Here is a 22,964-nt window from a genome sequence, read left to right on the forward strand (position 1 = left end):
GCTCCGCTGCAGCCCCAGCAAGGCCGGCCACCTGGTCAAGGCCATCGCCGTCCTACAGAACTACGAGGTCACCCGAGGATGAAAAAGGGTCAGTGCGGCAACCTCGACGCATTCCTGCCCGACGCTGCCGCTGTAACTGCTCTTACGCCACATGGCGGCAACTTCAACGCACTCCGAGCCGCCGCCTCCACTGCGAGTGCTCTTGCGCCAGCGGAGAAGGAAACCTCTGTGCCAGTCATGCGGCTGACGCTAGCCGCTCGATCAACGCACGGGAATCCACAGGCGAAAGCGCAGCCGCTCTGAAATGGACGAACACGACATCGTGATGGCGAATCACCTGCGCCTCCTCCAGGTACCAGCCGGTGGTCAGGTTCTCCACCAGCACCACCGAGAGGTCGTCGGTGGCCAAGGTCGTGAACGACCCGTTATGGCCTGGATGCGACCCAGCATCGAAGCAGCGAGTTGATCACCAACGCGGTGCGGTACACCGATTCGGGGAAGGGCGGGCAAGTCCGAGTAGAGGTGAGCTACTCGGATGAACACGTCCGCGTCGAGGTGATCGATGACGGCGGCGCCGAGACCGTCCCGCACCTGGCCACGGCGGCCGAGATGGACATCTGCGGACGTGGCCTCCGCATCGTCGCCTTCATGGCCGGCGACTGGGGCGTCACCCAGCGGGCCGGAGGCCACGCCGTATGGTTCGAGATCACCCGCGCTTGACGTCCGAACATGGACGCGCGAAAGCCGGAAGGTGCACCCGATCACTCGTCATAATGGCGGCGTCCATTGACGTTGGGGGTGCTTTGTCGGTCGAGGTCGCCGCGGTGCGGGTGGGCATGTCGGTGACGCAACTCGCCGTGGGGCGGTGGCTCGCCGGCCGGTCGTCCAGGGACGGTGCCGGCAAGGATCTCGTAGAACTGATCAAGACGGGCTTCCCGGACGAGATCAAGCGGCGGCGCGTCCAGCGGCAGTTCGAGGACATCGCGGATTCGGTCGCCGACCGGCTCCTGACCTTCGCCGGACGCGAGTTCGGCGGACTCACCGACGGCGACCGCGAGGCGGCTTTGCACGAGGTCGTCCGCACCCTCGACAGGGCCGATCTGTCGGACGACGCCTTCTTCTCGGCCGACGCCGACCCGGTGAAGCTGGCGCGCGGCCTGCGGACGCGGCTACCGGCCAGGCGCGCCGAGTTCGAGCTCGGCGAGGCCGGTGCGCGGCTCTACGAGGTCGTCCTGGACGAATGCTGTGACTGCCTCGCTCGCATCATCGTCCACCTCCCGCAGTTCGGCCCGCGCGCATCGGTGGAGATGCTGGGCAGGCTGAGCGGGCTGGCCGACCAGGTCGGCGCCGTCCTGGCCAGGCTCCCCGCACGCACCCTCGACGCCCCGGAAGGCACGTCGGACGACGACGAGTTCACCCGCCGCTACCTCGCTTCCATCAGCGAGTCCCTCGACACCCTTGAACTGTTCGGCGTCCGGTTCGAACGGTTCACGCGTCCGCAGACCACGCTGAGCGTCGCCTACATCAGCCTCAATGTCTCCGATGAGAGCAGGCGGGCTTTGCGGCGCTCAAGGCCGCACGCCGTACCGGTCAGCGATTCGAGGGACGAGGTCAAGGCCGCATCCGTCCGAGTCGAATCGGCATTGGGCGACCACCGGCTGATGCTGTTGCGCGGTGAGGCGGGCGGTGGGAAGAGCACCTTGCTGCGCTGGCTCGCGGTCACGGCCGCCAGGGGTTCCTTCACCGGCCCGCTGAGCGAGTGGAACGGGTCCGTCCCCTTCGTCATCAAGCTGCGCAGCCACGCCGGCAAGCCCCTGCCGCGTCCCGAAGAGTTCATCGACGACGTCGCCGGGCACCTCGCCGGAATCATGCCGCGCGGGTGGGCTCACCGGCAGCTCACCTCCGGCCGGGCGCTACTCCTCGTGGACGGCGTGGACGAGGTCACCGGTACGCAGCGCCAAGCCGTCCGGGAGTGGCTGAAGCGGATCGTCACCGACTTCCGCGACATCCGCATCATCGTCACCTCGCGCCCGGCGGCGGCCGGTTCCGACTGGCTCCGCGCCGAAGGATTCGCGACGGCCTTTCTTGAGCAACTCTCCCCCGCGGACATCCGGACCCTCGTCCAGCACTGGCACACCGCCGTCCGTGACTGCACGGATCTGCCCTGCGCCCCCGAGCGTCTTCCCTCCTACGAGGCGCGGCTCCTGGCTCGGCTTGAGGCCGCTCCTCACCTGCGGGCCCTCGCGTCCAGCCCATTGCTCGCCGCCATGCTCTGCGCGCTCAACCTCGACCGCGAAGCTCTCCCCCGCAACCGCATGGGCCTCTACGGCGCCGCTCTCGAGATGCTCCTGGAGGCGCGCGACACCAAGCGCGGCATACCGAGCGTCCTTGAACGCGATCAGAAGATCCGCTTCCTGCAGGACATCGCCTGGCACCTCTCCACCAGTTCCCGTGTCGAACTCCCGAAGCCCATGGTCGAGCGGTTGGTCACCGACCGGCTGACTTCCATGCCGCAGGTTCGTGTCGCCCCTGCCGTGGTCCTGGACGAGCTGCTCCAGCGCAGCGGCATCCTCCGCGAGCCGGTGCCGGGACGCATCGACTTCGTCCACCGGACCGTCCAGGAGTACCTCGCCGCCAAGCAGGCCGCCGACCTCGGCGACATGGACATCCTCGTCAAGTACACCCACCGCGACACGTGGCGGGAGACCGTCATCATGGCCGCCGGTCACGCCAACGAGCCACTGAGACGGGAACTCCTCTCCGGCATCCTGGCGCGGGCGGGTGCCGAGCCGCGCCGCGCCCGCACACTGAAACTGGTGGCCGTCGCCTGCCTGGAAACGCTTCCGTCGATACCGGACGACCTCCGGGAAGACCTGGACGAGTGCCTGGACGATCTCATCCCGCCCCGCGACGAAGCCACGGCCCGCTCCCTCGCCACCGCGGGCGACCCCGTCCTCGCCCGGCTGCCTGAGACCCTGGACGGGCTCAGCCATGCCGCCGCTTCGGCGACCCTGCGAACGGCGTGGCTGGTCAACGGGCCGGCGGCGCTGGACGTCCTGGCACGCTATGCCCCCGGCATCCGGCCCGCACTGTGGGCTCAGCTCGACACGGCGTGGCCCTACTTCGACACCGACGAGTTCGCCGAGCGGGTCCTCGCCAAGGCTCCGGAGGGCGGCGTCCTCCACCTTCATCACGCACCGCACCGCGTGCGCGCCCTCGATCGGGTCCCGCCACTTTCCGAGCTGCTCGTCCGCCTGGACCGCATCGATACGTTCGACTTCCTCGCGCACCATGCGGACAAGCTCATATACCTGGGGCTCGGCGCCACGGAATCGATGGCCGACGCGAAGCGCCTTCCGGCGCTTCCGTCGCTCCGCGCCCTCACGTTCGCGCACCCCGCGCTGGACTCGCTCGGCTTCCTGGACGACCTGCCCCGCCTCGACCAGCTCTGGCTGCCGAAGTGCGGGGCGATCACCGACTACGCACCGCTCCGGCGCCACTCCCGGTTGACGACCCTGTGGTTGACCGGCTGCACCCACGTGGCCGACCTCGCCGCGCTCCCTTCCCTCGGGCGGCTCCGGACACTCGGGCTCAGCGACTCCCGCCTCGGCGACGACCTGGCGCGGCTCTGCCGGGCGGCTCCCGGCCTCACCACACTGATCACGAGTCGCTGCGGCTGGCTCACGGACCTCCGGCCGCTGACGGCTCTCCCCCTGACCGAGCTCCACATCGCCCGCTGCGAGAACGTGACCGACTTCGAGCCGCTCTCCTCGTTGGCGGGCCTGCACACCTTGAACCTGTCCGGCACCCGCGTCCGCGACCTCGGGGCGCTGCGCGGCCTGTCGAAGCTCAGCGAGCTCTGGCTCGACGACTGCACCGGGTTGGAAGATCTCGGACCGCTCGCCTCGCTCCCCGCCCTCCGGCTGCTCCACCTGAGGGACGCCCCACCCGGGCTCGACCTCACGCCTCTGGCCGCCAACCGCAGGCTCGCCGTCTCCATCAGGGCGGGACAGGACGTCCAAGGAGCCGAAGCACTCGGGCGGCGACTCAGAATCGGCTAGTGCCATGGCGGCGGTCCACGTCGGCCGGTCCGTCGTCGCTCGACTACTTTGCGTGCGTCGGTGCAGGTGGGACGGGTGGGAAACGGGCCGGAGGCGGGAGCGCGGTTAGTTGTCCCTCAAGGGCGATGAGTTCTCCCGGTGGCGCTGGTCCATAGGGCGAGCGTGAAGGGAGGAGTCCGGTGTCGCGTGCGTCACACCTCGTTGACCTCGACTGTGGTCGAGGTCGCAGGCTGGAGGCCGGGGAGCAGGGCCGATCTGTCGGACCCCGCTGGAATACTCCCGGAGCGCCCCGAGTTTAACGGTTCGCGAAAGTGTCAGTCGCTGCAGTATTTTTGCGACCTACCCCCTGAAACGTGCCCACGGTCCTGCGTGCCCGCGTGCCGGGCCCTGACGATTGGAAGAGAGTTGACCGCTCCCGCGTCTCAAGCGACGGCGGATGGCCCACCACTGAAGCAACCCGACGCCGGCGGCGGTCTCGACCGCGGCGTGCTGGCCGTGGCCGGGGTCGTCGTCCTCGGCGCGATCATGTCCATCCTGGACGTGACCGTCGTCAACGTTGCCATCAACGACCTGGCCAAGGAGTTCAACACCTCGCTGGCGACGATCCAGTGGGTGGCGACGGGCTACACACTGGCGCTGGCCACGGTGATCCCGGTCACCGGCTGGGCGTGCGCGCGGTTCGGCACCAAGCGCCTGTACATGGTGTCGATCCTGCTGTTCGTGATCGGCTCGACGCTCGCCGGCCTGGCCTGGTCGGCGGAGTCCCTGATCCTCTTCCGGGTGCTGCAGGGCCTCGGCGGCGGCATGATCATGCCGGCCGGTATGACGATCATGACGCAGGCGGCCGGTCCGCAGCGGGTCGGCCAGGTGATGAGCATCGTCGGCGTGCCGATGCTGCTCGGCCCGATCCTCGGCCCGATCATCGGCGGCTACCTCGTCGACGACGTGTCGTGGCGCTGGATCTTCTTCATCAACCTGCCGATCGGGATCATCTCGCTGGCGCTGGCCGCGAAGATCCTGAAGCGTGACGAGCCGAAGCCGGCCGAGCGGCTCGACCTGCTCGGGCTGATCCTGCTGTCGCCCGGCCTGGCGAGCCTGATCTACGGCATCGCGCGGGGCGCCGAGGAGAAGGACTTCCTGCAGACCGAGCCGCTGGTGTTCACGGTCGCCGGCGCGGTGCTGGTGCTCGCGTTCGTGGCCCGGGCGCTGACGGCCGCCAACCCGCTGATCGACCTGCGGCTGCTGAAGCGCCGGTCCGTCGCGGCGGCGTCCGGCACGATGGTCATGTTCGTGACCGCGTTCATGGGCGCGATGCTGCTGCTCCCGCTGTACTACCAGGTGGTGCGCGGCGAGGGCGCGATGGCGTCCGGCCTGCTGCTGGCCCCGCAGGGCCTCGGCGCGATGGTCACGATGCCGATCGGCGGCAAGCTCACCGACCGGATCGGCCCCGGGCGTGTCGTGCTCGGCGGCCTGGTCGTGGTCGTGCTGTCGGTGGCCGCCTTCGCGGCGGTGCTGGAGGGCGACACGTCCTACTGGACGCTCGGCGCCGTGCTGTTCGTGATGGGTCTCGGCATGGGCATGACGATGATGCCGACGATGGCCGCGGCCATCCAGACCCTCGGCCACGACGAGGTCCCGCGGGCCAGCACGATGCTGAACATCATCCAGCAGGTGTCGGCGTCCATGGGCACCGCGCTCATGTCGGTGCTGCTGGCGAACCAGCTCACCGCCAAGCTCGGCGGCGGGGCCGGCGGCGAGATCGGCAGCACCGAGAAGGTGCCGCCGGCGATCATGGAGAAGATCGCGGGGCCGATGGCGGACGCGTTCCAGCACACCTACTGGTACGCGGTGGGCCTGATCGCCCTGGCGTTCCTGCCGGCGCTGCTGCTGCCGCGCAAGAAGCCGGACACGGCGGCGGTCGACGCGCCGATGCCGATCCACTAGAACGCCCTGGCGCGCAGAACGTCCCTGGTGCGTTCCAAACCCCGGCCGGACCCCCGAGAGGGCCCGGCCGGGGTTTCGCCTTTCACGGCCCTCTCAGGCCGTCGCAGAGCGCTTGTCCGCCCAGTACTCGTCCTTCAGCAGCCGCTTGTAGAGCTTCCCGGTCGGGTGCCGGGGCAGCTCCGGCCGGAAGTCGACCGACCGCGGGCACTTGTAGTGCGCGAGGTTGTCGCGGCAGTAGGCGATCAGCTCGGCCGCCAGCTCGGGGCCGGCCTCGTGCATCGACACGGGCTGGACGACGGCCTTCACCGCCTCCCCCATCTCCGCGTCGGGGACGCCGAACACCGCGACGTCGGCGACCTTGGGGTGCACCGCGAGGACGTTCTCGGCCTCCTGCGGGTAGATGTTCACCCCGCCGCTGATGATCATGTAGGCGCGGCGGTCGGTGAGGTAGAGGAAGCCGTCCTCGTCGACGTAGCCGACATCGCCGAGGGTGGTCCAGCCGCGGCCCTTCGGGTCGCGGGTCGCGGCGGTCTTGTCCTCGTCGCCGTGGTACTCGAACGTGGGCCCGTTGCCGAAGTAGAGGGTGCCGGACTCACCGGGCGGCAGCTCGTCGCCCTCCTCGTCGCAGACATGGACCTCGCCGAGGATGGGACGCCCGACGGTGCCCTTGTGGGCGAGCCAGTCCTCGGAGTTGGTGTAGACGAAGCAGTTGCCCTCGGTGCCCGCGTAGTACTCGTGCAGGATCGGCCCCCACCACTCGATCATCCGCTCCTTGGCGGGGATGGGGCAGGGCGCGGCGGCGTGCACCGCGTACGCCAGCGAGGAGAGGTCGTAGCGGGCGCGGGTCTCCTCCGGGAGCTTCAGCATCCGGATGAACATGGTCGGCACCCACTGGCTGTGCGTGACCCGGTACTTCTCGATGGCGGCGAGCGCCTGCTCGGGGTCGAACTTCTCCATCACCACGACGGTGGCGCCGAACCGGTGGAAGACGAGCGAGTACCGCAGCGGCGCGGCGTGGTACAGCGGCGCAGGGGACAGGTACACCGAGTCGCCGTCCGGCGAGAACAGGTGGGAGAGCAGCATGTAGAGCGGCCCCGGCTCGCCCATGGGCGCCTTCGAGAGCGGCGGCTTGACGCCCTTGGGGCGCCCTGTGGTGCCCGAGGAGTAGAGCATGTCCATGCCCTCGCACTCGTCCTCGATCGGGGTGGACGGGTACTGGGCGACGCGCTCCTCGTAGGACTCGTAGCCGGGGGCCGTACCGCCGAGCATGAGGCGCAGCGGCACGTCCGGCGCGGATCGCGCGGCCGCCTCCATCGACGCGCTGGTGATGAAGGCCTTGGCCTCGCAGTTGCCCACGATGTAGGCGAGCTCCTCGTCCTGGAGCCGCGAGCTGATGGGGGTGTAGTAGAGGCCCGACCGCTGCGCGGCCCAGGCTATGGCCAGGTAGAGCGGATGGTTCTCCAGCATGAACGCGATGTGGTCCCCCGGGCGCAGCCCCTCCGCGCGGAGCAGCTGCGCGAGCCGGTTGGACTCCTCGTTCAGTTCACGGAAGGTGACGACGCGCCCGGAGCCCGCCATGATCACGGCGGGCTTGTCGGGCGTCTGAGCGGCGATCTGCCCCAGGTGCATGGCCGCAACCTACCGGGCCGGACCACCGATTGGAATCCCGTTCGGTTTATCCGCCGCGGTCAGACGAGCATGTGGTCGAAGTCGCCGTCCTTGGCTCCGCCGACGAACGCCTCCACCTCCTCGCGCGTGTAGACGAGGATCGCTCCCTCCGGGTCCCGGGAGTTGCGCACGGCGATCTCCCCGCTGGGGAGTTCGGCCATCTCGACGCAGTTTCCGGACGGGTTGCTCCGCCGGCTCTTCTGCCAGACGAGCCCGGCGCGCCGGACGTCCGACATGTGGTGGCCGTCCATGTCTGCCCCCTCTAGGCGTCTCAGCCTCCACACGGGAGGCCGCGATCTCGCCCCACCCCACACAATGGTACGAGATGCACGTGCATTCGTTCTTGCATTCGTTCATGCAGACGGTCTTGCATCTGCACGGCTTGGGGAGCAAGATAGCGAACGCTCACCGGTGACCACTCCGCACGCCTCTGAGGTTTGACCATGACCGTTGACCAGGCAGACGAAGTCGCGGCCCCCGCCGCCATGGGGGGCGGCCGGTCGCGGCGCGCCGCCGCGGTGCACGCGCACTGGCCGGACGCGCCGGACGTCCCGGCGAACCCCCGACCGAGCGTCCCGGCAGCCGTGCCGGGCCTGGCCGGGCTCTGGCCCGCGCCGCACGCCGGCACCCCGCGCACGGCGCGGCGGGTGCTGCCCGCGGAGATCACCGCGCCCCGGGCGGCGCGCGAGTTCACGCAGGCCACGCTGGACGGATGGGGTGCCGGCGCGGACGCCGGCGACGTCATCGTGGCGGTGTCGGAGCTGGTGACGAACGCGCTGCGGCACGGGCTGGAAGGACTCCCCCAGCCGCTGCCGCTGTGCCCGATCCAGCTGGTGCTGGTCGGGCACCCGCGGCGGCTCGTCGTCACGGTGACCGACCCGTCGGGCCGCCCGCCCGAGCCGGTGCCGAGCGAGCCCGACCGGTTCACCGAGGGCGGCCGCGGCCTGGTGGTCGTCGGCGCGATCAGCGACGCCTGGGGCTGGGCGCGGCTCGCCACCGGCGGGAAGGCCGTCTGGGCGGCCTTCGACCTGCGGGTCAGCCCTCCAGCGTGACCGCGGCCGGTTCGGCCGGCGCGAGCCGGGACCGGTCCGGGCTCTCCAGCTCGCTGAGGAACGACTGGGCCCAGCGGTCCACGTCGTGCTCGATCACGCGGCGGCGCATCGAGCGCATCCGCCGCGCCTGCTCGGCGGGCTCGGCGTTCAGCGCGTCGAGGAGCGTGCCCTTCAGCCCGTCGATGTCGTAGGGGTTCACCATGAAGCCGCCCCGCCGCAGCTCGGCGGCGGCGCCGGTGAACTCGCTCAGCACCAGGGCGCCGCGCAGGTCCTTGCGGCAGGCGACGTACTCCTTGGCGACGAGGTTCATGCCGTCCCGCAGCGGGGTGACCACCATCACGTCCGCCGCCAGGTAGAGCGCGGTCAGCTCGTCACGGTCATACGAACTGTGCAGATAGTGGATGACCGGAAACCCGATCTCGCCGTACTCGCCGTTGATCCGGCCGACCTGCTGCTCGATGTCCTCGCGGAGCAGCTGGTACTGCTCGACGCGCTCCCGGCTCGGCGTGGCGATCTGCACGAACACCGCCTGGCCCGGCTTGAGGTGGCCGTCCTCGAACAGCTCCCCGAACGCCTGCAGCCGCTGCGTGATGCCCTTGGTGTAGTCGAGCCGGTCGACGCCGAGCAGGACCGTGGCGTCGCCCAGGTCGGCCCGGATCTCCTGCGCCCGCTCCTGGACGTCCGAGCGCCCCACCAGGTCGTTGAGCTCGCCCACGTCCACGGAGATGGGGAAGGCGCGGGCGCGCACGACGCGGTCGTCCCAGAAGACGTCCTGCTTGACGTAGCGGGCGTCCAGCAGCCGGCGGCACAGCCGCACGAAGTTGGCCGCCGCGCCCGGGAGCTGGAAGCCGACGAGGTCGGCGCCGAGCAGGCCTTCCAGGATCCGCCGCCGCCACGGTAGCTGCCAGAACAGCTCGACCGGCGGGAACGGGATGTGCAGGAAGAACCCGATGCGCAGGTCGGGGCGCAGCTCGCGCAGCATCGACGGGACGAGCTGGAGCTGGTAGTCCTGCACCCAGACGATCGCCCCCTTGGCGGCGACCTTCGCCGCCGCCTCGGCGAACCGCCGGTTCACGCGCACGTAGGCGTCCCACATCGCCCGGTCGTACACGGGCGGGGCGACGACGTCGTGGTAGAGCGGCCAGAGCGTCGCGTTGGAGAAGCCCTCGTAGTAGAGCTCGACCTCCCGCGCCGACTGCGCGATGGGGTGCAGCGACATGCCGTCCTCCTCGAACGGCCCGAGCTCCTCGTCCGGCGCACCGGTCCAGCCGATCCAGGTGCCCTTCCTCCGGCGCATCACCGGGGCGATGGCGCTCACCAGCCCGCCGGGGCTGCGCCGCCACCGAGGGGCGCCGTCCGCCCCGTTGGTCCGGTCGACCGGAAGTCGATTGGCCACCACAACGAACTCACTACCGCGCGACACCTGCGACCCGCCTCTCCAGGGAATCCTCAGCGATCACTCATGCCCAGAAACGGTCATCGGGAACATCTTGTCACTTCGACGCTAAGGAGGCGGCGGCGGAAAAGGGGGATGTCAGGGGGCCGGGAGCACTCAGCCGGGGGATTGGAGCGGGCCATATTGCTTTCCGGGCAGGTGACCCGTCCTGACGCGGCGGTCACGGCACCTGGAAACCGGACGAAAAAGTTAGCCAGATCACATCCGCGGCCGTCCGGGCCAGGTCACGGCGGGGAGGGACCCGGCCCGGACGCCGGGGCCCTCAGGCGGTCGCGGACCGCCGCTCGGGCGCGGCGTCGCGGCGGCGGCCCGGCAGGAGCGCGCCGACCGAGAACCGCCCCGCGCCCGTGAACGCGAACAGCAGGCAGACGACGCCGAGCACGAGCACGTACTCGTAGCCGCCCTCCCGGCTGAAGAGGCCCTTGTCCATGTGGACGAACCAGAAGGCGCCGGCCATGTCGAGGGCGATCAGCACGCCGGCGAGCGGCACCAGGACGCCGGCGATGAGCGCGATGCCGCCGAGCAACTCGACCCAGGTGCCGTACACGGCGGCGAGGTCCGGCAGCGGGATGCCGAGCTGGTCGAACGAGCGGGCGACGGCGGCGTGGCCCTCGTCGGTGAGCTTCTGCCAGCCGTGCGCGACGAAGACGACGCCGACCGCGAGCCTGCCGAGGAGCAGGCCGGCGTCGGGCAGGGCGGGGTGGCGGCGGGATGGGAGCATGCCTCGTCTCCTCCGGTTGAAAGTTCACACATGAACTAGCAGAACGCTAGCCCGAAATGATTCAAATTCAGACCATTTAGAAACTGCAAGGGTGTTTTCATGCCAACTAGAATCACCGCATGACCGAAGTGGGGGACGGCGCCCTGGAACCACGTGAGCTGCGCGCCTGGATGGCCTTCCTCGCGGCGGGCCACCTGGTCGACCACGAGGTCGAGCGGCAGCTCAAACGGGACGGCGGGCTGTCCCACGCCGAGTTCGAGGTGCTCGTCAAGCTGCGCTCCGCGGACGGCCGGCGGCTGCGCATGTCGGACCTGGCGCGCGAGGTGATGGTCTCCAAGAGCCGGCTCACCTACCAGGTCACCCGGCTCGAGCGCGCCGGGCTCGTGAAGCGCACGGGCTGCGCGACGGACCGCCGGTCGGTGTGGGCGGAGCTGACCGACGACGGCGCCGCCGCGCTCGACCGGGTCCGCCCCGGGCACCGCCGCGTCGTCCGCGAGACGCTCATCGACGTGCTGACGCCGGAGGAGATCGACCTGCTCGGCGCGGCGCTCGGCCGCGTGGCCGACCGCCTGCGCGAGCGCTAGGCCCGCCGGGTATGCGCGACTTCGGGGGCATCGGTATGCGCGATCGCGGGAGCATCCGTATGCGGGATTTCGGGGGGATCGTCTTGCGGTCGCCCGCGCGGGTCGTCCGCCCGCGGTCGGCGGCGGAGGTCGTGGACGCCGTCCGGGAGGCCGCCGCCGACGGGCTGGACGCGGTCCCGCGCGGCCTCGGGCACTCCACGTTCGGGCAGTCCCTCACCACCGGGGTCTCGCTCGACATGCGGGGGCTCGCGGGCGTCCGCGAGGTCGGCGGTCGGCACGCGGCGGTCGGCGCGGGCACGAGCTGGCGGGAGGTCCTCGCGGCGACGCTGCCGCACGGGCTGACCCCGCCCGTCCTGACCGACCACCTGGACGTGACGGTCGGCGGGACGGTCTCCGCGGGCGGCATCGGCGGGACGTCCCACGTGCACGGCACCCAGGCCGACAACGTGCTCGCCCTGGAGGTCGTCGCCGGCGGGCGGGCCGTCACCTGCTCCCCCGCCGAGCGGCCGGAGCTGTTCGACGCCGTCCGGGGCGGCCTCGGCGGGCACGGCGTCATCACCGCCGCGACGCTGCGGCTCGTCCCGGCTCCCGAGCGGGTGCTGTCCTGCACGATCCCCTGCCGGAGCGCCGGCGACCTGCTGCGCGTCCAGCGCGAGGTGCGGGCCGAGCACATCTCGGGGCAGGTCAAGCCCTCTGAGGGTGGCGGCTGGCGCTTCGAGGCCAAGGCCGTCCTGTACGGGGACGGCGGTGCGCCGCCGCCCGGCACCGCCGAGACCGAGCGCCTCGCCTACGCCGACTTCGCCGACCGGATGCGCCCCGACGTCGCGGAGCTGGTCGCCCTCGGCGAGTGGGCGCGCCCGCATCCGTGGGGCATGGTGTTCCTGCCCGCGCCCCGCGCCGCCGCCGTGATCGGGGCGACGCTCGCCGAGATGGCGCCGGACGACCTGGGCCTCAGCGGCGTCATCCTGGTCAAGGCGCTCCGCGACGGGACGGTCCTGTTCAGCGTCCTGCGGACGGCCTCGCCCGGCTGCGCGTCCGTCGCGGAGATGCTCGCCGCCAACCGGCGCCTGCTCGACCGCGCCCGCGCCGCCGGCGGCACCCGCTACGCCGTCGACTCGACCGGGTAGCTACGCCGTCGGCTCGACCGGGTAGGCGGACTGGAAGGCCAGCCGCGCGTCGGCCCCCGCGGCGAGGCGGTCGCAGACGTCGTCGAGCTCCATGAACACCGCCCACGTCTCAGCGCCGGACACGGCGGCGAGCACGTCCACGATCCGCTGTTCGAGATCGGTTATCCGCTTCGCCTTCCAGACGGCGTCGGACAGGCTGACGAGGAGGTCGTCGAGGCCGGTGCCGGGGTCGTCCCAGGACGCGTGGGTGCGGGCGAAGCGCGCGAGGCGCTCGGGCACGCCGTGCTCGCGCAGCAGGGCGTACCCGGCCGGCTCGTGCCGCGAGCCGGGGCCGGACAGCTCCGCCGGGTGCAGGGCCTTGCCGATGTCGTGCGTGGCCGCGCCGAACAGGGCGGCCTCCGCGTCCACGGCCGCCTCCGGATGGCGCTCGCCGACCCAGGCGACCAGCTCGGCGGCCACGTCGTGGACGGCGCGCAGGTGCGCGGCGAGGCGCGGCGGCGCGTTCACGGCGGTCAGGAGCCGGACGGCCTCGGCGGGCAGCGGGCGCGGCCCCGGATCGTCCAGCGCCCGCCGAAGCGCGCCCCCGGGCGGCGTGGCGCTCACAGGGCCAGCGCGAGGACTTCGGCGGACGGGAGGGCCGTGAGCGCCTTGCCGGGGAGCATGACCTTCGACTTGCGCAGGCCGCTGCCGATGACGACCCGCGGGGCGGCGGCGACGGCCTCGTCCACCAGGACGGGCCAGCCCGCGGGGAGGCCGACCGGGGTGATCCCGCCGTACTCCATGCCGGTGAGCGAGGTCGCGTCGGCCATCGGGGCGAACGACACCTTGCGGGCGCCGAGGTGCTTGCGGACGACGCCGTTCACGTCGGCGCGGCCGGTGGCGAGGACCATGCAGGCGGCGTAGGACACCTCGCCGCCGCGCTTGGCGGCGACGACCACGCAGTTGGCGCTCGCGTCGAGCGGGACGCCGTAGCGCTCGCAGAACGCCGCCGTGTCGGCCAGCTCCGGATCGATCTCCGCGACCTCGGCGTCCGGTACCGCGCCGATCGCGGCGGCGACGGGCGCCGCCAGGAGGTCGTGCCGTTCGTCCGCCGGTCCCCAGTCGAGCGTGCCGAGCATCTGTCGCGTCCCCTCTCGTGTCTCCGTCCCACCCTGCCACGGTCTTGACGCCGGGACGTCCCGCGTGGTCCAGTGGCTGAGCCACTCGACCACTGGAGGTTCCGTGCCGTCCTCGCCGATCCCCCGCGACACCGTCGTGGACTCGCTCGTCGACCGGCTCCGCGACGACGTGCTCAGCGGCCGGTACCCGCCCGGCTCCTACCTGCCGCCCGAGCGGGAGCTGGCCGCCGGGTACGCGGTGACGCGGACGTCGCTGAAGCACGCGATCGTCCGGCTCGCCCAGGCCGGGCTGCTGGAGACGCGGCACGGCGTCGGGACGCGCGTCCGCGACTACGAGCGGCTCGGCGGGCCCGAGCTGCTGCCGATGCTGGCCCGCACGGTCGGGCCCGCCTGGATGGCGGAGATCTTCGAGGTGCGGCGCGAGGTCGGCGCGCGGGTGGCGGCGCGGGCGGCCGAGCACGCGACGGCCGAGCAGCGCGCCCTGCTGCGGAACCTGGTGGACGAGGTCCGGAACGCGCCGGACGCGGACGCGGCGCAGCTCGCCGAGTGCGAGATCCACCGCGTCATCGGCGGCGCCACCGGCAACCGGGTGTACGGGTTCATGGTGAACGCGCTGCTGAACGCCTACCTGGCCGTCCGGGAGGGGTTCGCGCACGCGTTCGCCGACCCCGGCGCGGCGGCGGACCGGCTCGCGCCGCTGATCGATGCGCTGTGCGCCGGCGACCCGGACCGGACGCGCGCGGCGGCCGACGCCTACTTCGCCGAGACCGAAGCGATCATGACGGACGGGCGACCATGACGGGCGGGGCGGTCATGACGGGCGGGGCGACCATGACAGGCGGGGCGGTCATGACGGGAGGTCCGCGATGAGCGCCAGGCGCACGACGTTCAGCGAGGTCATGGAGGGCGAGCTGCGACTCGCCGGGGAGGAGCGGGCGCGGCCGATGCGGCTGGAGCTGGACGCCGACCTGCCCGGCGTGCTGCGCCCCTGGGACGACGTGGAAGGCGACCTCACCGGGCGCGTCGCCGTGCCGGGATGGGCGGACGACCGGGCGGCCTCGGGGCGGCTGCGGGTCGCGCCGCTCGCCGCCCGCAGGATCCGCTACACGCTCGACTTCACGGCGGGCGACGGGCGCCGCCTGCACCTGGACGGCTGGAAGTCGGTGTCGCCGCGCCGGCCCGTCCGGTCGATGACGGCGCTGCCGGCCACCGTGACCGACGCGGACGGGGCGGTGGTCGGCGAGGCGCGGCTGCGCTTCCACCTGCGCCGCGACCTGGCGGCCTTCCTCACGAGCTTCCGCGCCCCCGCGCGGGCGGGCGGCTCGGCGCCGGCGGGCGGCTCGGCCCGGTCCGGCGACCCGGAGCAGGCGGGCGACCCGGCGCGGGGCGGCGATCCGATGCGGTCGCGGTGGCGGGGGCAGGCCGGGCGGCTGGAGGTGTGGTACACGACGCTGACCGACCCGGCGACCGGCACCGGCGTGTGGCTCCACCACGAACTGGTCGCGCCGCACGACGGCGGCGGCGCGCGCGCACACGGCTGGGCGGCCGTGTTCCCTCCGGGCGAGCGGCCGGTGTTCGCGCGGTTCGGCCCGCACGAATGGAGCCCCCGCGACTGGAGCCCTGGTGATGACGCCGCCTTCGCCGCCGGGCCGGTCGTCCAGACCGGTGACCGGCTCACCGGCACGGCGGGCCAGATCGGCTGGGAGCTGCGCGAGTCCGGCGGCGGGCGGCCGCTGCACACGTTCCCGCGCTGGGCGTGGGAGCGGGAGCTGCTTCCGGCGGCGCAGATCGTCCCGAAGCCGTCGGCCGCCTACAGCGGCGAGGTGCGGTTCGGCGACCGGGTGCTGGATCTGGCGGGCGCCCCGGGCGCCTCGGCCCGCATCTACGGGCACGGGAACGCGCGGCGGTGGGCGTGGCTGCACGCCGACCTCGGCGGCGGGGACGTGTGCGAGATCGTGGCCGCCGTCTCGACCCGGCCGGGGCTGGACCGGCTGCCGCCGCTCCCCTTCGTCCGGCTCCGGGTGGACGGGGCCGACCTGCCGTCCGGCGACCCGCTGCTCGCGGCGCTGCGGCTACGCGCCGACATCCGCCTGCCGACGTGGACGGTCCGGGGCCGCGTCGGCGACCGGCTGCTGCACGTCGAGGTCACGCAGCGGCCCGAGGAGACCGTGGCGGTCGACTACGCCGACCCGGACGGCGCCCCGGCGGTCTGCCGCAACTCCGAGCGCGCGGACGTGCGGATCGCCCTCGCGCGCAGGGCGGGGCGGGCCTGGCGGACCGAGCGCGAATGGCGGCTGGACGGCACCGGCCACGCGGAGGTGGGCCTGCGATGAGCACCATGGCGGGGACCGTCTCGGTCCTGCTCGGCATCGACGACGAGGGGGAGCTGGCGCGCGTCACCGCGGGCGCGGAGGCGATCGCGCGGGCGCTGCCCGGCCCGGCGCGGCTCGGGCTGGCCGCCGGGACCGGTGCGCTGGACGCGCTGTCGCGGCTCGCCGTCGGGCGGCCCCTCGACCGGCTGGACCCGGCCCGCCGGGACGCGCTCTGTGCGCTGCTGGCGGCCCGCCCGGCCGCCTCGCGGGTCGTCGAGGCCGCGAAGGCGCCGCTGCTGCTGGCCGCCGGGACGGGGCTGCTGCCCGGCCCGCCCGAGCCGGGCGGCCTGGTGCGCCCCGACGCGGCGCTGGACTGCACGCCGTCCGGGGGATGGCCGGCCTGCGCGACCGCCGACGCCGTCGTGGTCGGGTCCGGCGCGGGCGGGGCGATGGCGGCGCGGACCCTCGCCCGGCGCGGCCTGTCGGTGGTCGTGCTGGAGGAGGGGCGGCGCTTCACTGCGGCCGAGTTCCGCGAGCGCAGGCCGCTCGACCGGTTCCTCGATCTCTACCGGGACGGCGGCGCGTCCGTGGCGCTCGGCCGCCCGCCGGTGCTGCTGCCCGAGGGCCGCGCGGTCGGCGGGACGACCGTCGTCAACAGCGGCACCTGCTACCGCACGCCCGGACGGGTCCTGCGCCGGTGGGCGTCCCTCGGCGTCCCGGTGGAGGACTTCGGCGCCCACCTGGACGAGGTCGAGGCCACGCTGCGCGTCGCGCCGCAGCCGGTCGGGCCGCTCGGCCGCAACGGGCTGCTCGCGCTCGCGGGCGCCGAACGGCTCGGCTGGCGGGCCGCGCCGCTGCGCCGCAACGCACCGGGATGCAAAGGCAGCGCGCAATGCGCCGTGGGGTGTCCGCACAACGCCAAGTACGGCGTGCACCTGAACGCGCTCCCCCAAGCGTGCGAGGCGGGCGCGCGGATCGTCACCCACGCGCGGGTCGAACGCATCCTGGTCGAGCGCGGCACCGCCACCGGTGTGCGCGCGCGCCGTCCCGACGGCACGGCGTTCGAGATCCTGGCGCCCCGCATCGTCGTCGCGGCCGGTGCCACGCAGACGCCCCTGCTGCTGCGGCGTTCCGGTCTCGGCGGGCATCCGCGGCTCGGCCGGGGCATGGCCGTCCATCCCGCGACGAACATGGCGGGACGTTTCGCCGAGCCCGTCGAGTCATGGCACGGGGTGATGCAGAGCGTCGGCATAGAGGAGCTGCACGGCGACGGGGTCCTCATCGAGGCGACGTCGGCGCCGCCGGGCATGACGTCGTTCCCGCTGCCCGGGATCGGGCGGCGGCTGCGCGGCGAGCTGGACGGCGCGCACCGCCTCGCCGTGCTCGGCGCGATGATCGCCGACGCCCCGTCCGGCCGCGTCCGCGGCGCCCGGCACCGCGCGCTCCTGCGCTACGACCTCGCGCCGCGGGACGCCGGGCGGCTCCGGCGGGCGATGGCCGCGATGGGGCGGGTCCTGTTCGCCGCCGGGGCCGAGGAGGTGCTGACCGGGCTGGCGCGCGACCCGGTCGTCCGCGACGTGGCCGGCCTGGACCGGGCCGTCGCGGCGGCGGCGCCCGCCGACCTGCACCTGGCCGGGTTCCACCCGACCGGGACGGCGCGGCTCGGCGCCGCCGCGGACACCGCGCCCGTGGACCCGGCCGGGCGGCTGCGGGGCGTGCGCGGGGTGCACGTCGCGGACGCGTCGGTCCTGCCGACGTGCCCCGCGGTGAACCCGCAGCTCACCATCATGGCAATGGCGTCGCGGATCGCCGCCGGCATCGGCTGACGCCGGCGGGGCCCGCCCGGGTCAGGCCGCGTCGGCCAGGGCGCCGTGCGGGTCGAGGATGTACTTGCGCGCCGCGCCCCGGTCGAACTCGGCGTACCCCTCGGGGGCCTCCTCCAGCGGGATCACCGTCGCGTTGACGTTCTTCGCGATCTGCACCCGGTCGTACAGGATCGCCATCATCAGCTGCCGGTTGTAGGACATCACCGGGCACTGGCCCGTGACGAAGTACTCCGACTTCGCCCAGCCGGTCCCGATCCGCAGGCCGAGCTGGCCCACCCTGGCGTTCTCGTCCGCCGCGCCCGGGTCGCCGGTCACGTACAGGCCGGGGATGCCGATCCCGCCCGCCGCGCGGGTGACCTCCATCAGCGTGTTGAGCACGGTCGCGGGCTGCTCCTTCTGCGCGCCCTCGTGGCCCTGCCCCCGCGCCTCGAAGCCGACGCAGTCGACGGACGCGTCCACCTCGGGGACGCCGAGGATCTGCTCGATCTGCTCGCCGACGTCGCCGTGCTGCGACAGGTCGATCGTCTCGCAGCCGAAGCCGCGGGCCTGCGCGAGCCGCTGCTCGTTCATGTCGCCGACGATCACGACGGCGGCGCCGAGCAGCAGGCAGGCGGTCGCGCACGCGAGGCCGACCGGGCCGGCGCCCGCCACGTACACGGTCGAGCCGGTGGTGACACCGGCGGTGTAGGCGCCGTGGTAGCCGGTCGGGAAGATGTCCGACAGCATCGCCAGGTCGGGCAGCTTCGCCATGACCGTGTCGCGGTCGCCGGGGAACTTCAGCAGGTTGAAGTCCGCGTACGGGACGACCGCGTAGCGGGCCTGCCCGCCGTGCCAGCCGCCCATGTCGACGTAGCCGTAGGCGGCGCCCGGCCGCTCCCGGTTGACGTTCTCGCACACGCCGGTGTGGCGCTCCTTGCAGTTGCGGCAGCGCCCGCACGCGATGTTGAACGGGACGCTGACGAGGTCGCCCTCCTTGATGAACTCGACGTCCCTGCCGGTCTCGATCACCTCCCCGGTGATCTCGTGGCCGAGCGTGAGCCCGGCGGGGGCGGTCGTCCGGCCGCGCACCATGTGCTGGTCGGAGCCGCAGATATTGGTGGCCAGGACCTTCAGGATGGCGCCGTGCTGCAGCTTGCGCCCGTCCTGCTCGGCCAGTTCGAGCTTCGGAAAGTCGAGGTCCTCGACCGTGACCTCTCCCGGCGCCTGGTAGACGACGCCTCGGTTGGTGTCCGCCACGACCTCTCCCTCTGTTGAGAGCCGGTTCGTTACGTCCGGAGCCATACCCGGTTTATGACCGTTAGTCCTATTTCGGACGGTTCAGCTGCCCAGATAGCGGAGGACGGCGAGGACGCGGCGGCTGTAGCCGGCGGCGTGCGACAGGTCGAGCTTGTCGAAGATCGCGTTGACGTGCTTCTCCACCGCGCTCTGCGAGACATGGAGGTTGGCGGCGATCGAGGCGTTCGTATGCCCCTGGGCCATGTTGTCCAGGACGTCCCGCTCCCGCGGCGTCAGGCGGGCCAGCGGATCGGAGTGCGTGCTGTGCGCCAGGAGCCGCCGGACCACCTCGGGGTCGAACGCCGCCCCGCCCGCCCCGACCCGGTCGAGCGCGTCCAGGAACTCGTCCACCTGCGCGACCCGGTCCTTCAGCAGGTAGCCGACCCCGGTGGTGTCGGCCGTGATCAGCTCGGTCGCGTAGCGCTTCTCCACGTACTGCGACAGCACGAGCACCCCGACCCCCGGCCAGCGCCGCCGGATCTCCAGCGCCGCGCGCAGGCCCTCGTCGGTGTGCGTCGGCGGCATCCGGACGTCCACCACCACGACGTCCGGCGGGCCCTGCCCGCCCGCCGCGGCCACCGCCGCGATCAGCGCGTCGCCGTCGCCGACCGCCGCGGCCACCTCGTGGCCCTCCTCGGCCAGCAGCCGCACCAGGCCCTCGCGGAGGAGCGTCGAGTCCTCGGCCAGCATCACCCGCACGGCAGCTCCGCGGTGATCACCGTCGGGCCGCCGCGCGGGCTGTCCACGGCGAACGCCCCGTCCAGCGCGGCCACGCGGCGGGCCAGGCCCGCCAGCCCGCCGCCGGCGGGGTCGGCTCCCCCGCAGCCGTCGTCTTCGATGCGCACGCCGATCATTGTCCCGGACCCCGCGAGCGCCACCCGCACCGCCCGCGCGCCGGAGTGCTTGGCGGCGTTGGTGACGGCCTCGCAGACGACGAAGTACGCGGCGGTCTCCACCGCGTGCGGCGGGCGCCCCGGCACGTCGTAGTCGATCACCACCGGCACCGCGGACCGCTCGGCCACCGTCTCCAGCGCCGCGCGCAGGCCCTCGCCGTCCAGCGCGGCCGGATACACCCGCCAGGTGACCTCCCGCAGGTCCTCGAGGGCCCGCTGCGACTCCTCGTGCGCCTGCTTCAGCAGCTCCGCCGCCCGCTCGCCGTCACCGGCGCGGCGGGCCCGGCCGATCAGCATGCCGAGCGCCACGAGCCGCTGCTGGACGCCGTCGTGCAGGTCGCGCTCGATCCGGCGGCGCTCGTCGTCCACCGCGTCCACCACCTCGGCGCGCGTGACCGACAGCTGCGCGATGCGGCGCTCGTACTCCTCCAGCGGGCTCGGCCCGAGGCAGCGGCGCGCCACGGCCTTCTCCAGCCCCACCACGCCGACCAGGCCGTACAGGGCGAGGAAGAGCAGGACCACGCCCACGACGGCGGTGTAGAGGACGATCCACCAGGACGGCGGGATGCCGTCCAGGTAGTCGCCGGTGATCCACCAGCCCACCGCCAGCCGGACCCCGGCCACGGCGCCGTAGGTGATCAACACGAGGATCGCGGCGCCGAGCAGGCCGACCGGCACCCGCAGCACCAGGTAGGCGAGCGCCCGCAGCGGACCGTACTGGACGGCCCGGTCCTCGCCGAAGAAGGCGCGCAGGCGCCGCATCTCCAGCTCGGTCAGCAGCTCGGCGGCGTCCGCGACGGCCGCCGGGACCGCCCGCCGCCCGCGGGAGAAGGCCAGCGAGTACGCCATGAGCAGCGCCGCCCCCGCCAGCAGCACCAGCTCCGCGCCGGCGGTGGCGGCGCCCAGCACGAGCCCCGCCAGGACCCGGAGGACCGCCGAGGGGCCGCGGCGCGCGGTGTCAGTGGATGCGCTCACGTTCGCGTTCTCCAGCCTCCGCCCGATGCGCCCCCGCGGGACGCCGCTCCCGCGCACCCGCCCGCCGTGCCTTCACGACCGCCCGCCGTGCCTTCACGATACGCATCACGAGGAACGCCGCGGCCGCCGCGGCGGCAACCGCGACGACCCCCTTGGAGTAGACGCCGACGTACTCCTCGACCGTCCGCCAGTTGTCGCCGAGCCCGTACCCGGCGAGCACGAACGCGGTGTTCCACAGCAGGCTGCCGAGCGCCGTGTAGGCGAGGAACACCGCCATCCGCATCCGCTCCACCCCCGCCGGGACGGAGATCAGGCTCCGGAAGATCGGGATCATCCGGCCGAAGAACACCGCCTTGCCGCCGTGCCGGGCGAACCACGCCTCCGTCCGGTCGAGGTCTTCGACCTTGACCAGCGGCAGCCGCGCCGCCACCGCACGGACCCGGTCCCGCCCGATCAGCGCCCCGATCCCGTAGAGCGCGAGCGCGCCCACGACGCTCCCCAGCGTCGTCCAGAGGATCGCCGCGGCCAGGCTCATCCGGCCCTGCGCCGCCGTGAACCCCGCGAGCGGGAGGATCACCTCGCTCGGCAGCGGCGGGAACAGGTTCTCCAGCGCGATCGCCAGGCCGGCGCCGGGCGCGCCGAGCCGGTCCATCAGGTCGGTCGCCCACCCGGCGATGCCGCCCGCGGGCTCACCGCCGGACGCCGCGTTCATCAGTCCGATCATGACGTCGACGCTAGGAACCGGCGGGGCCCGCCACCATGGAGAGCACCGCCGACCCGTCCGGCCGGATCCCGCACCCCCGCCCTGCGCAAAACCGCACCCCCGTCCGCGGAACGCGCGAAAGGGCCTGCCCCGCGGGGGGATCCGGGCTTAGGCTTGCCCTCCCAGGACCGTCCGCCGCGGCCGGCGCGGACGGTGGAGAGAAGGAGCGGCACGCGTGGCCGACGACCACCCCGAGAGCGCACCCCCCGGCATCGATCCCACGACGCCGACGTTCGCGCGGGTGTACGACTACTTCCTCGGCGGCAAGGACAACTTCGCCGCCGACCGCGAGGTGGCCGACATGGTGATGCAGCTCGTGCCGGAGGCGCCGGTGGTGGCCCGGGGCAACCGGGTCGCGATCGAGCGGGCGGTGACCTACCTGGCCGGCGACCTCGGGATCGACCAGTTCATCGACATCGGCTCCGGGCTGCCGACCTCGTCGAACGTGCACCAGTTCGCGCAGGCGGCGAACCCCGCCGCGAAGGTCGTCTACGTCGACAACGACCCGATCGTCCTCGCGCACGGGCGGGCGCTGCTCACCGAGGACGGCGTCGCGACGTTCATCCAGGGCGACCTGTACGAGCCGGCGAAGATCTTCGACGACCCGGCGCTGACCCGGCTGATCGACCCGTCCCGGCCGGTCGGGGTCGTGCTGGCCGCGATCATCCACCACGTGCCGGACGACCGGGATCCGGCGGGCGTCGTGCGGTCGCTGCTGCCCTTCCTCGCGCCCGGCAGCCACGTCATCCTCACCCACCTGCACGACTCGGGCGACGACCCGCGCGTCGAGGAGGCCAAGCGCATCCTGCAGTCGGGCCTGGGCGGCTCCTACTTCCGCCACTCGTCGGAGATCGAGCGGTTCATGGCGGGCCTCACGATCCTGGAACCGGGCGTGGCGCACGTGACCGCATGGCGCCCGAACGGGCCCGCCGGGCCGCTGGAGCACCCGCTGCACACCCAGATGGTGGCCGTGCTCGGCCGCAAGGACTGATTCAGCGGAGAGTGAAACGGCTCACGCCGGGCCGGGGCCGTCCGGGATGCTCGTCGTCCCGGTCGCCGCAGGCCGGCCCGGTTGCGGACGGCGCCGGCGCCGGTTTCGGACACCGGGTCCGGTCATGATCCGAGTAAAGGATCTTTTTGATCGACTTTTCCGCCGTCATACGTTTCTTGTAGCGTTCGCAGCGTTTTG

At 72.9% G+C, this 22,964-nt stretch carries 21 protein-coding genes and 2 pseudogenes; 10 read left to right on the forward strand and 13 right to left on the reverse strand.

Annotated elements, in window-relative coordinates; translation table 11 throughout:
• Positions 1 to 60 precede the first annotated feature (60 nt).
• From CHF16_RS41725 to CHF16_RS40710, 3 genes and pseudogenes are all read right to left on the reverse strand, one after another.
• The gene (locus CHF16_RS41725; protein ID WP_245869778.1) at positions 61 to 153 is read right to left on the reverse strand and encodes a DUF397 domain-containing protein; all 93 of its coding nucleotides are present in this window, start codon (positions 151 to 153) and stop codon (positions 61 to 63) included.
• A 3-nt stretch (positions 154 to 156) separates the two neighbouring features.
• Positions 157 to 213: pseudogene (locus CHF16_RS42115) on the reverse strand (DUF397 domain-containing protein); the annotation flags it as partial.
• A 22-nt stretch (positions 214 to 235) separates the two neighbouring features.
• A pseudogene (locus CHF16_RS40710) lies at positions 236 to 442 on the reverse strand (Scr1 family TA system antitoxin-like transcriptional regulator); the annotation flags it as partial.
• A gap of 20 nt (positions 443 to 462) precedes the next feature.
• Between CHF16_RS40710 and CHF16_RS37500 the strand changes: the two are divergent.
• From CHF16_RS37500 to CHF16_RS37510, 3 genes are all read left to right on the forward strand, one after another.
• Entirely contained in the window at positions 463 to 720 is a 258-nt protein-coding gene (locus tag CHF16_RS37500) for an ATP-binding protein (protein ID WP_179271894.1), read from the forward strand.
• 83 nt (positions 721 to 803) lie between these two features.
• Positions 804 to 4,061: an NACHT domain-containing protein gene (locus CHF16_RS37505; RefSeq protein ID WP_143228294.1), complete on the forward strand. Its 3,258-nt coding sequence runs from the start codon at positions 804 to 806 to the stop codon at positions 4,059 to 4,061.
• A 486-nt stretch (positions 4,062 to 4,547) separates the two neighbouring features.
• Positions 4,548 to 6,005, forward strand: coding sequence for a DHA2 family efflux MFS transporter permease subunit (locus CHF16_RS37510; RefSeq protein ID WP_245869779.1), 1,458 nt, complete (start codon positions 4,548 to 4,550; stop codon positions 6,003 to 6,005).
• A gap of 93 nt (positions 6,006 to 6,098) precedes the next feature.
• Here CHF16_RS37510 and CHF16_RS37515 read toward each other — a convergent pair whose 3' ends face one another.
• A complete protein-coding gene (locus tag CHF16_RS37515) occupies positions 6,099 to 7,634 on the reverse strand; it encodes an acyl-CoA synthetase (protein ID WP_089330953.1) in 1,536 nt (511 codons plus the stop codon).
• 59 nt (positions 7,635 to 7,693) lie between these two features.
• Positions 7,694 to 7,924: a DUF397 domain-containing protein gene (locus CHF16_RS37520; RefSeq protein WP_089330954.1), complete on the reverse strand. Its 231-nt coding sequence runs from the start codon at positions 7,922 to 7,924 to the stop codon at positions 7,694 to 7,696.
• Positions 7,925 to 8,116: 192 nt separating this feature from the next.
• On the opposite strand from CHF16_RS37520, the gene CHF16_RS37525 reads away from it, so the two are divergent.
• Positions 8,117 to 8,725 carry an ATP-binding protein gene (locus CHF16_RS37525; protein ID WP_089330955.1) on the forward strand — a complete coding sequence of 203 codons (609 nt, stop codon included), beginning with the start codon at positions 8,117 to 8,119 and terminating at the stop codon, positions 8,723 to 8,725.
• On the opposite strand, the gene CHF16_RS37530 is transcribed toward CHF16_RS37525, so the two are convergent.
• Positions 8,709 to 10,148, reverse strand: coding sequence for an alpha,alpha-trehalose-phosphate synthase (UDP-forming) (locus CHF16_RS37530; RefSeq protein ID WP_089330956.1), 1,440 nt, complete (start codon positions 10,146 to 10,148; stop codon positions 8,709 to 8,711). The genes CHF16_RS37525 and CHF16_RS37530 overlap by 17 nt on opposite strands.
• Positions 10,149 to 10,443: 295 nt before the next feature.
• Positions 10,444 to 10,902 carry a DoxX family protein gene (locus CHF16_RS37535; RefSeq protein WP_089330957.1) on the reverse strand — a complete coding sequence of 153 codons (459 nt, stop codon included), beginning with the start codon at positions 10,900 to 10,902 and terminating at the stop codon, positions 10,444 to 10,446.
• A gap of 119 nt (positions 10,903 to 11,021) precedes the next feature.
• Between CHF16_RS37535 and CHF16_RS37540 the strand changes: the two genes are divergently transcribed.
• Together CHF16_RS37540 and CHF16_RS37545 are read left to right on the forward strand one after the other, a co-directional pair.
• Entirely contained in the window at positions 11,022 to 11,486 is a 465-nt protein-coding gene (locus CHF16_RS37540) for a MarR family winged helix-turn-helix transcriptional regulator (protein ID WP_089330958.1), read from the forward strand.
• A gap of 59 nt (positions 11,487 to 11,545) precedes the next feature.
• Positions 11,546 to 12,613, forward strand: a complete 1,068-nt coding sequence (locus tag CHF16_RS37545; protein ID WP_179271895.1) for an FAD-binding protein — start codon at positions 11,546 to 11,548, stop codon at positions 12,611 to 12,613.
• On the opposite strand, the gene CHF16_RS37550 is transcribed toward CHF16_RS37545, so the two are convergent.
• Positions 12,614 to 13,216 (reverse strand): HD domain-containing protein, encoded by a 603-nt coding sequence (locus CHF16_RS37550; protein WP_089330960.1) that lies wholly within the window; start codon positions 13,214 to 13,216, stop codon positions 12,614 to 12,616.
• Positions 13,213 to 13,731 (reverse strand): YbaK/EbsC family protein, encoded by a 519-nt coding sequence (locus tag CHF16_RS37555; protein WP_089330961.1) that lies wholly within the window; start codon positions 13,729 to 13,731, stop codon positions 13,213 to 13,215. Before CHF16_RS37555 ends, CHF16_RS37550 begins: the two co-directional genes overlap by 4 nt.
• A 103-nt stretch (positions 13,732 to 13,834) precedes the next feature.
• On the opposite strand from CHF16_RS37555, the gene CHF16_RS37560 reads away from it, so the two are divergent.
• From CHF16_RS37560 to CHF16_RS37570, 3 genes are all read left to right on the forward strand, one after another.
• A complete protein-coding gene (locus CHF16_RS37560) occupies positions 13,835 to 14,530 on the forward strand; it encodes a FadR/GntR family transcriptional regulator (protein ID WP_179271896.1) in 696 nt (231 codons plus the stop codon).
• Between the two features lie 67 nt (positions 14,531 to 14,597).
• Positions 14,598 to 16,064 carry a hypothetical protein gene (locus tag CHF16_RS41090; RefSeq protein WP_089330962.1) on the forward strand — a complete coding sequence of 489 codons (1,467 nt, stop codon included), beginning with the start codon at positions 14,598 to 14,600 and terminating at the stop codon, positions 16,062 to 16,064.
• The gene (locus CHF16_RS37570; RefSeq protein WP_089330963.1) at positions 16,061 to 17,869 is read left to right on the forward strand and encodes a GMC family oxidoreductase; all 1,809 of its coding nucleotides are present in this window, start codon (positions 16,061 to 16,063) and stop codon (positions 17,867 to 17,869) included. The genes CHF16_RS41090 and CHF16_RS37570 overlap by 4 nt, the downstream gene beginning before the upstream one ends.
• 21 nt (positions 17,870 to 17,890) lie before the next feature.
• On the opposite strand, the gene fdhA is transcribed toward CHF16_RS37570, so the two are convergent.
• From fdhA to CHF16_RS37590, 4 genes are all read right to left on the reverse strand, one after another.
• Complete coding sequence (fdhA, locus tag CHF16_RS37575) at positions 17,891 to 19,105, reverse strand: formaldehyde dehydrogenase, glutathione-independent (RefSeq protein ID WP_245869780.1); 1,215 nt, start codon at positions 19,103 to 19,105, stop codon at positions 17,891 to 17,893.
• A gap of 81 nt (positions 19,106 to 19,186) precedes the next feature.
• Positions 19,187 to 19,843, reverse strand: a complete 657-nt coding sequence (locus CHF16_RS37580) for a response regulator transcription factor (RefSeq protein WP_179271897.1) — start codon at positions 19,841 to 19,843, stop codon at positions 19,187 to 19,189.
• Positions 19,834 to 21,012 (reverse strand): sensor histidine kinase, encoded by a 1,179-nt coding sequence (locus CHF16_RS37585; RefSeq protein ID WP_245869781.1) that lies wholly within the window; start codon positions 21,010 to 21,012, stop codon positions 19,834 to 19,836. The genes CHF16_RS37580 and CHF16_RS37585 overlap by 10 nt, the downstream gene beginning before the upstream one ends.
• Positions 20,996 to 21,736, reverse strand: coding sequence for a DedA family protein (locus CHF16_RS37590; protein WP_245869782.1), 741 nt, complete (start codon positions 21,734 to 21,736; stop codon positions 20,996 to 20,998). The genes CHF16_RS37585 and CHF16_RS37590 overlap by 17 nt, the downstream gene beginning before the upstream one ends.
• 214 nt (positions 21,737 to 21,950) lie before the next feature.
• Here CHF16_RS37590 and CHF16_RS37600 point away from each other — a divergent pair, with 214 nt between their 5' ends.
• Positions 21,951 to 22,766 carry an SAM-dependent methyltransferase gene (locus CHF16_RS37600; protein WP_089330966.1) on the forward strand — a complete coding sequence of 272 codons (816 nt, stop codon included), beginning with the start codon at positions 21,951 to 21,953 and terminating at the stop codon, positions 22,764 to 22,766.
• Positions 22,767 to 22,964 lie beyond the last annotated feature (198 nt).

Source organism: Actinomadura meyerae, from assembly GCF_900188445.1.
Classification (GTDB): Bacteria; Actinomycetota; Actinomycetes; order Streptosporangiales; family Streptosporangiaceae; genus Spirillospora; species Spirillospora meyerae.

Excerpts from the sequence above, each read along its gene's own strand:
- CHF16_RS37520 (WP_089330954.1), bottom strand. The coding sequence starts at position 7,924 with ATGGACGGCCACCACATGTCGGACGTCCGGCGCGCCGGGCTCGTCTGG.
- CHF16_RS37545 (WP_179271895.1), top strand. The coding sequence starts at position 11,546 with ATGCGGGATTTCGGGGGGATCGTCTTGCGGTCGCCCGCGCGGGTCGTC.
- CHF16_RS41090 (WP_089330962.1), top strand. The coding sequence starts at position 14,598 with ATGAGCGCCAGGCGCACGACGTTCAGCGAGGTCATGGAGGGCGAGCTG.
- CHF16_RS37590 (WP_245869782.1), bottom strand. The coding sequence starts at position 21,736 with ATGATCGGACTGATGAACGCGGCGTCCGGCGGTGAGCCCGCGGGCGGC.
- CHF16_RS37525 (WP_089330955.1), top strand. The coding sequence starts at position 8,117 with ATGACCGTTGACCAGGCAGACGAAGTCGCGGCCCCCGCCGCCATGGGG.
- CHF16_RS37555 (WP_089330961.1), bottom strand. The coding sequence starts at position 13,731 with ATGCTCGGCACGCTCGACTGGGGACCGGCGGACGAACGGCACGACCTC.
- CHF16_RS41725 (WP_245869778.1), bottom strand. The coding sequence starts at position 153 with ATGTGGCGTAAGAGCAGTTACAGCGGCAGCGTCGGGCAGGAATGCGTC.
- CHF16_RS37515 (WP_089330953.1), bottom strand. The coding sequence starts at position 7,634 with ATGCACCTGGGGCAGATCGCCGCTCAGACGCCCGACAAGCCCGCCGTG.
- CHF16_RS37570 (WP_089330963.1), top strand. The coding sequence starts at position 16,061 with ATGAGCACCATGGCGGGGACCGTCTCGGTCCTGCTCGGCATCGACGAC.
- CHF16_RS37540 (WP_089330958.1), top strand. The coding sequence starts at position 11,022 with ATGACCGAAGTGGGGGACGGCGCCCTGGAACCACGTGAGCTGCGCGCC.
- CHF16_RS37535 (WP_089330957.1), bottom strand. The coding sequence starts at position 10,902 with ATGCTCCCATCCCGCCGCCACCCCGCCCTGCCCGACGCCGGCCTGCTC.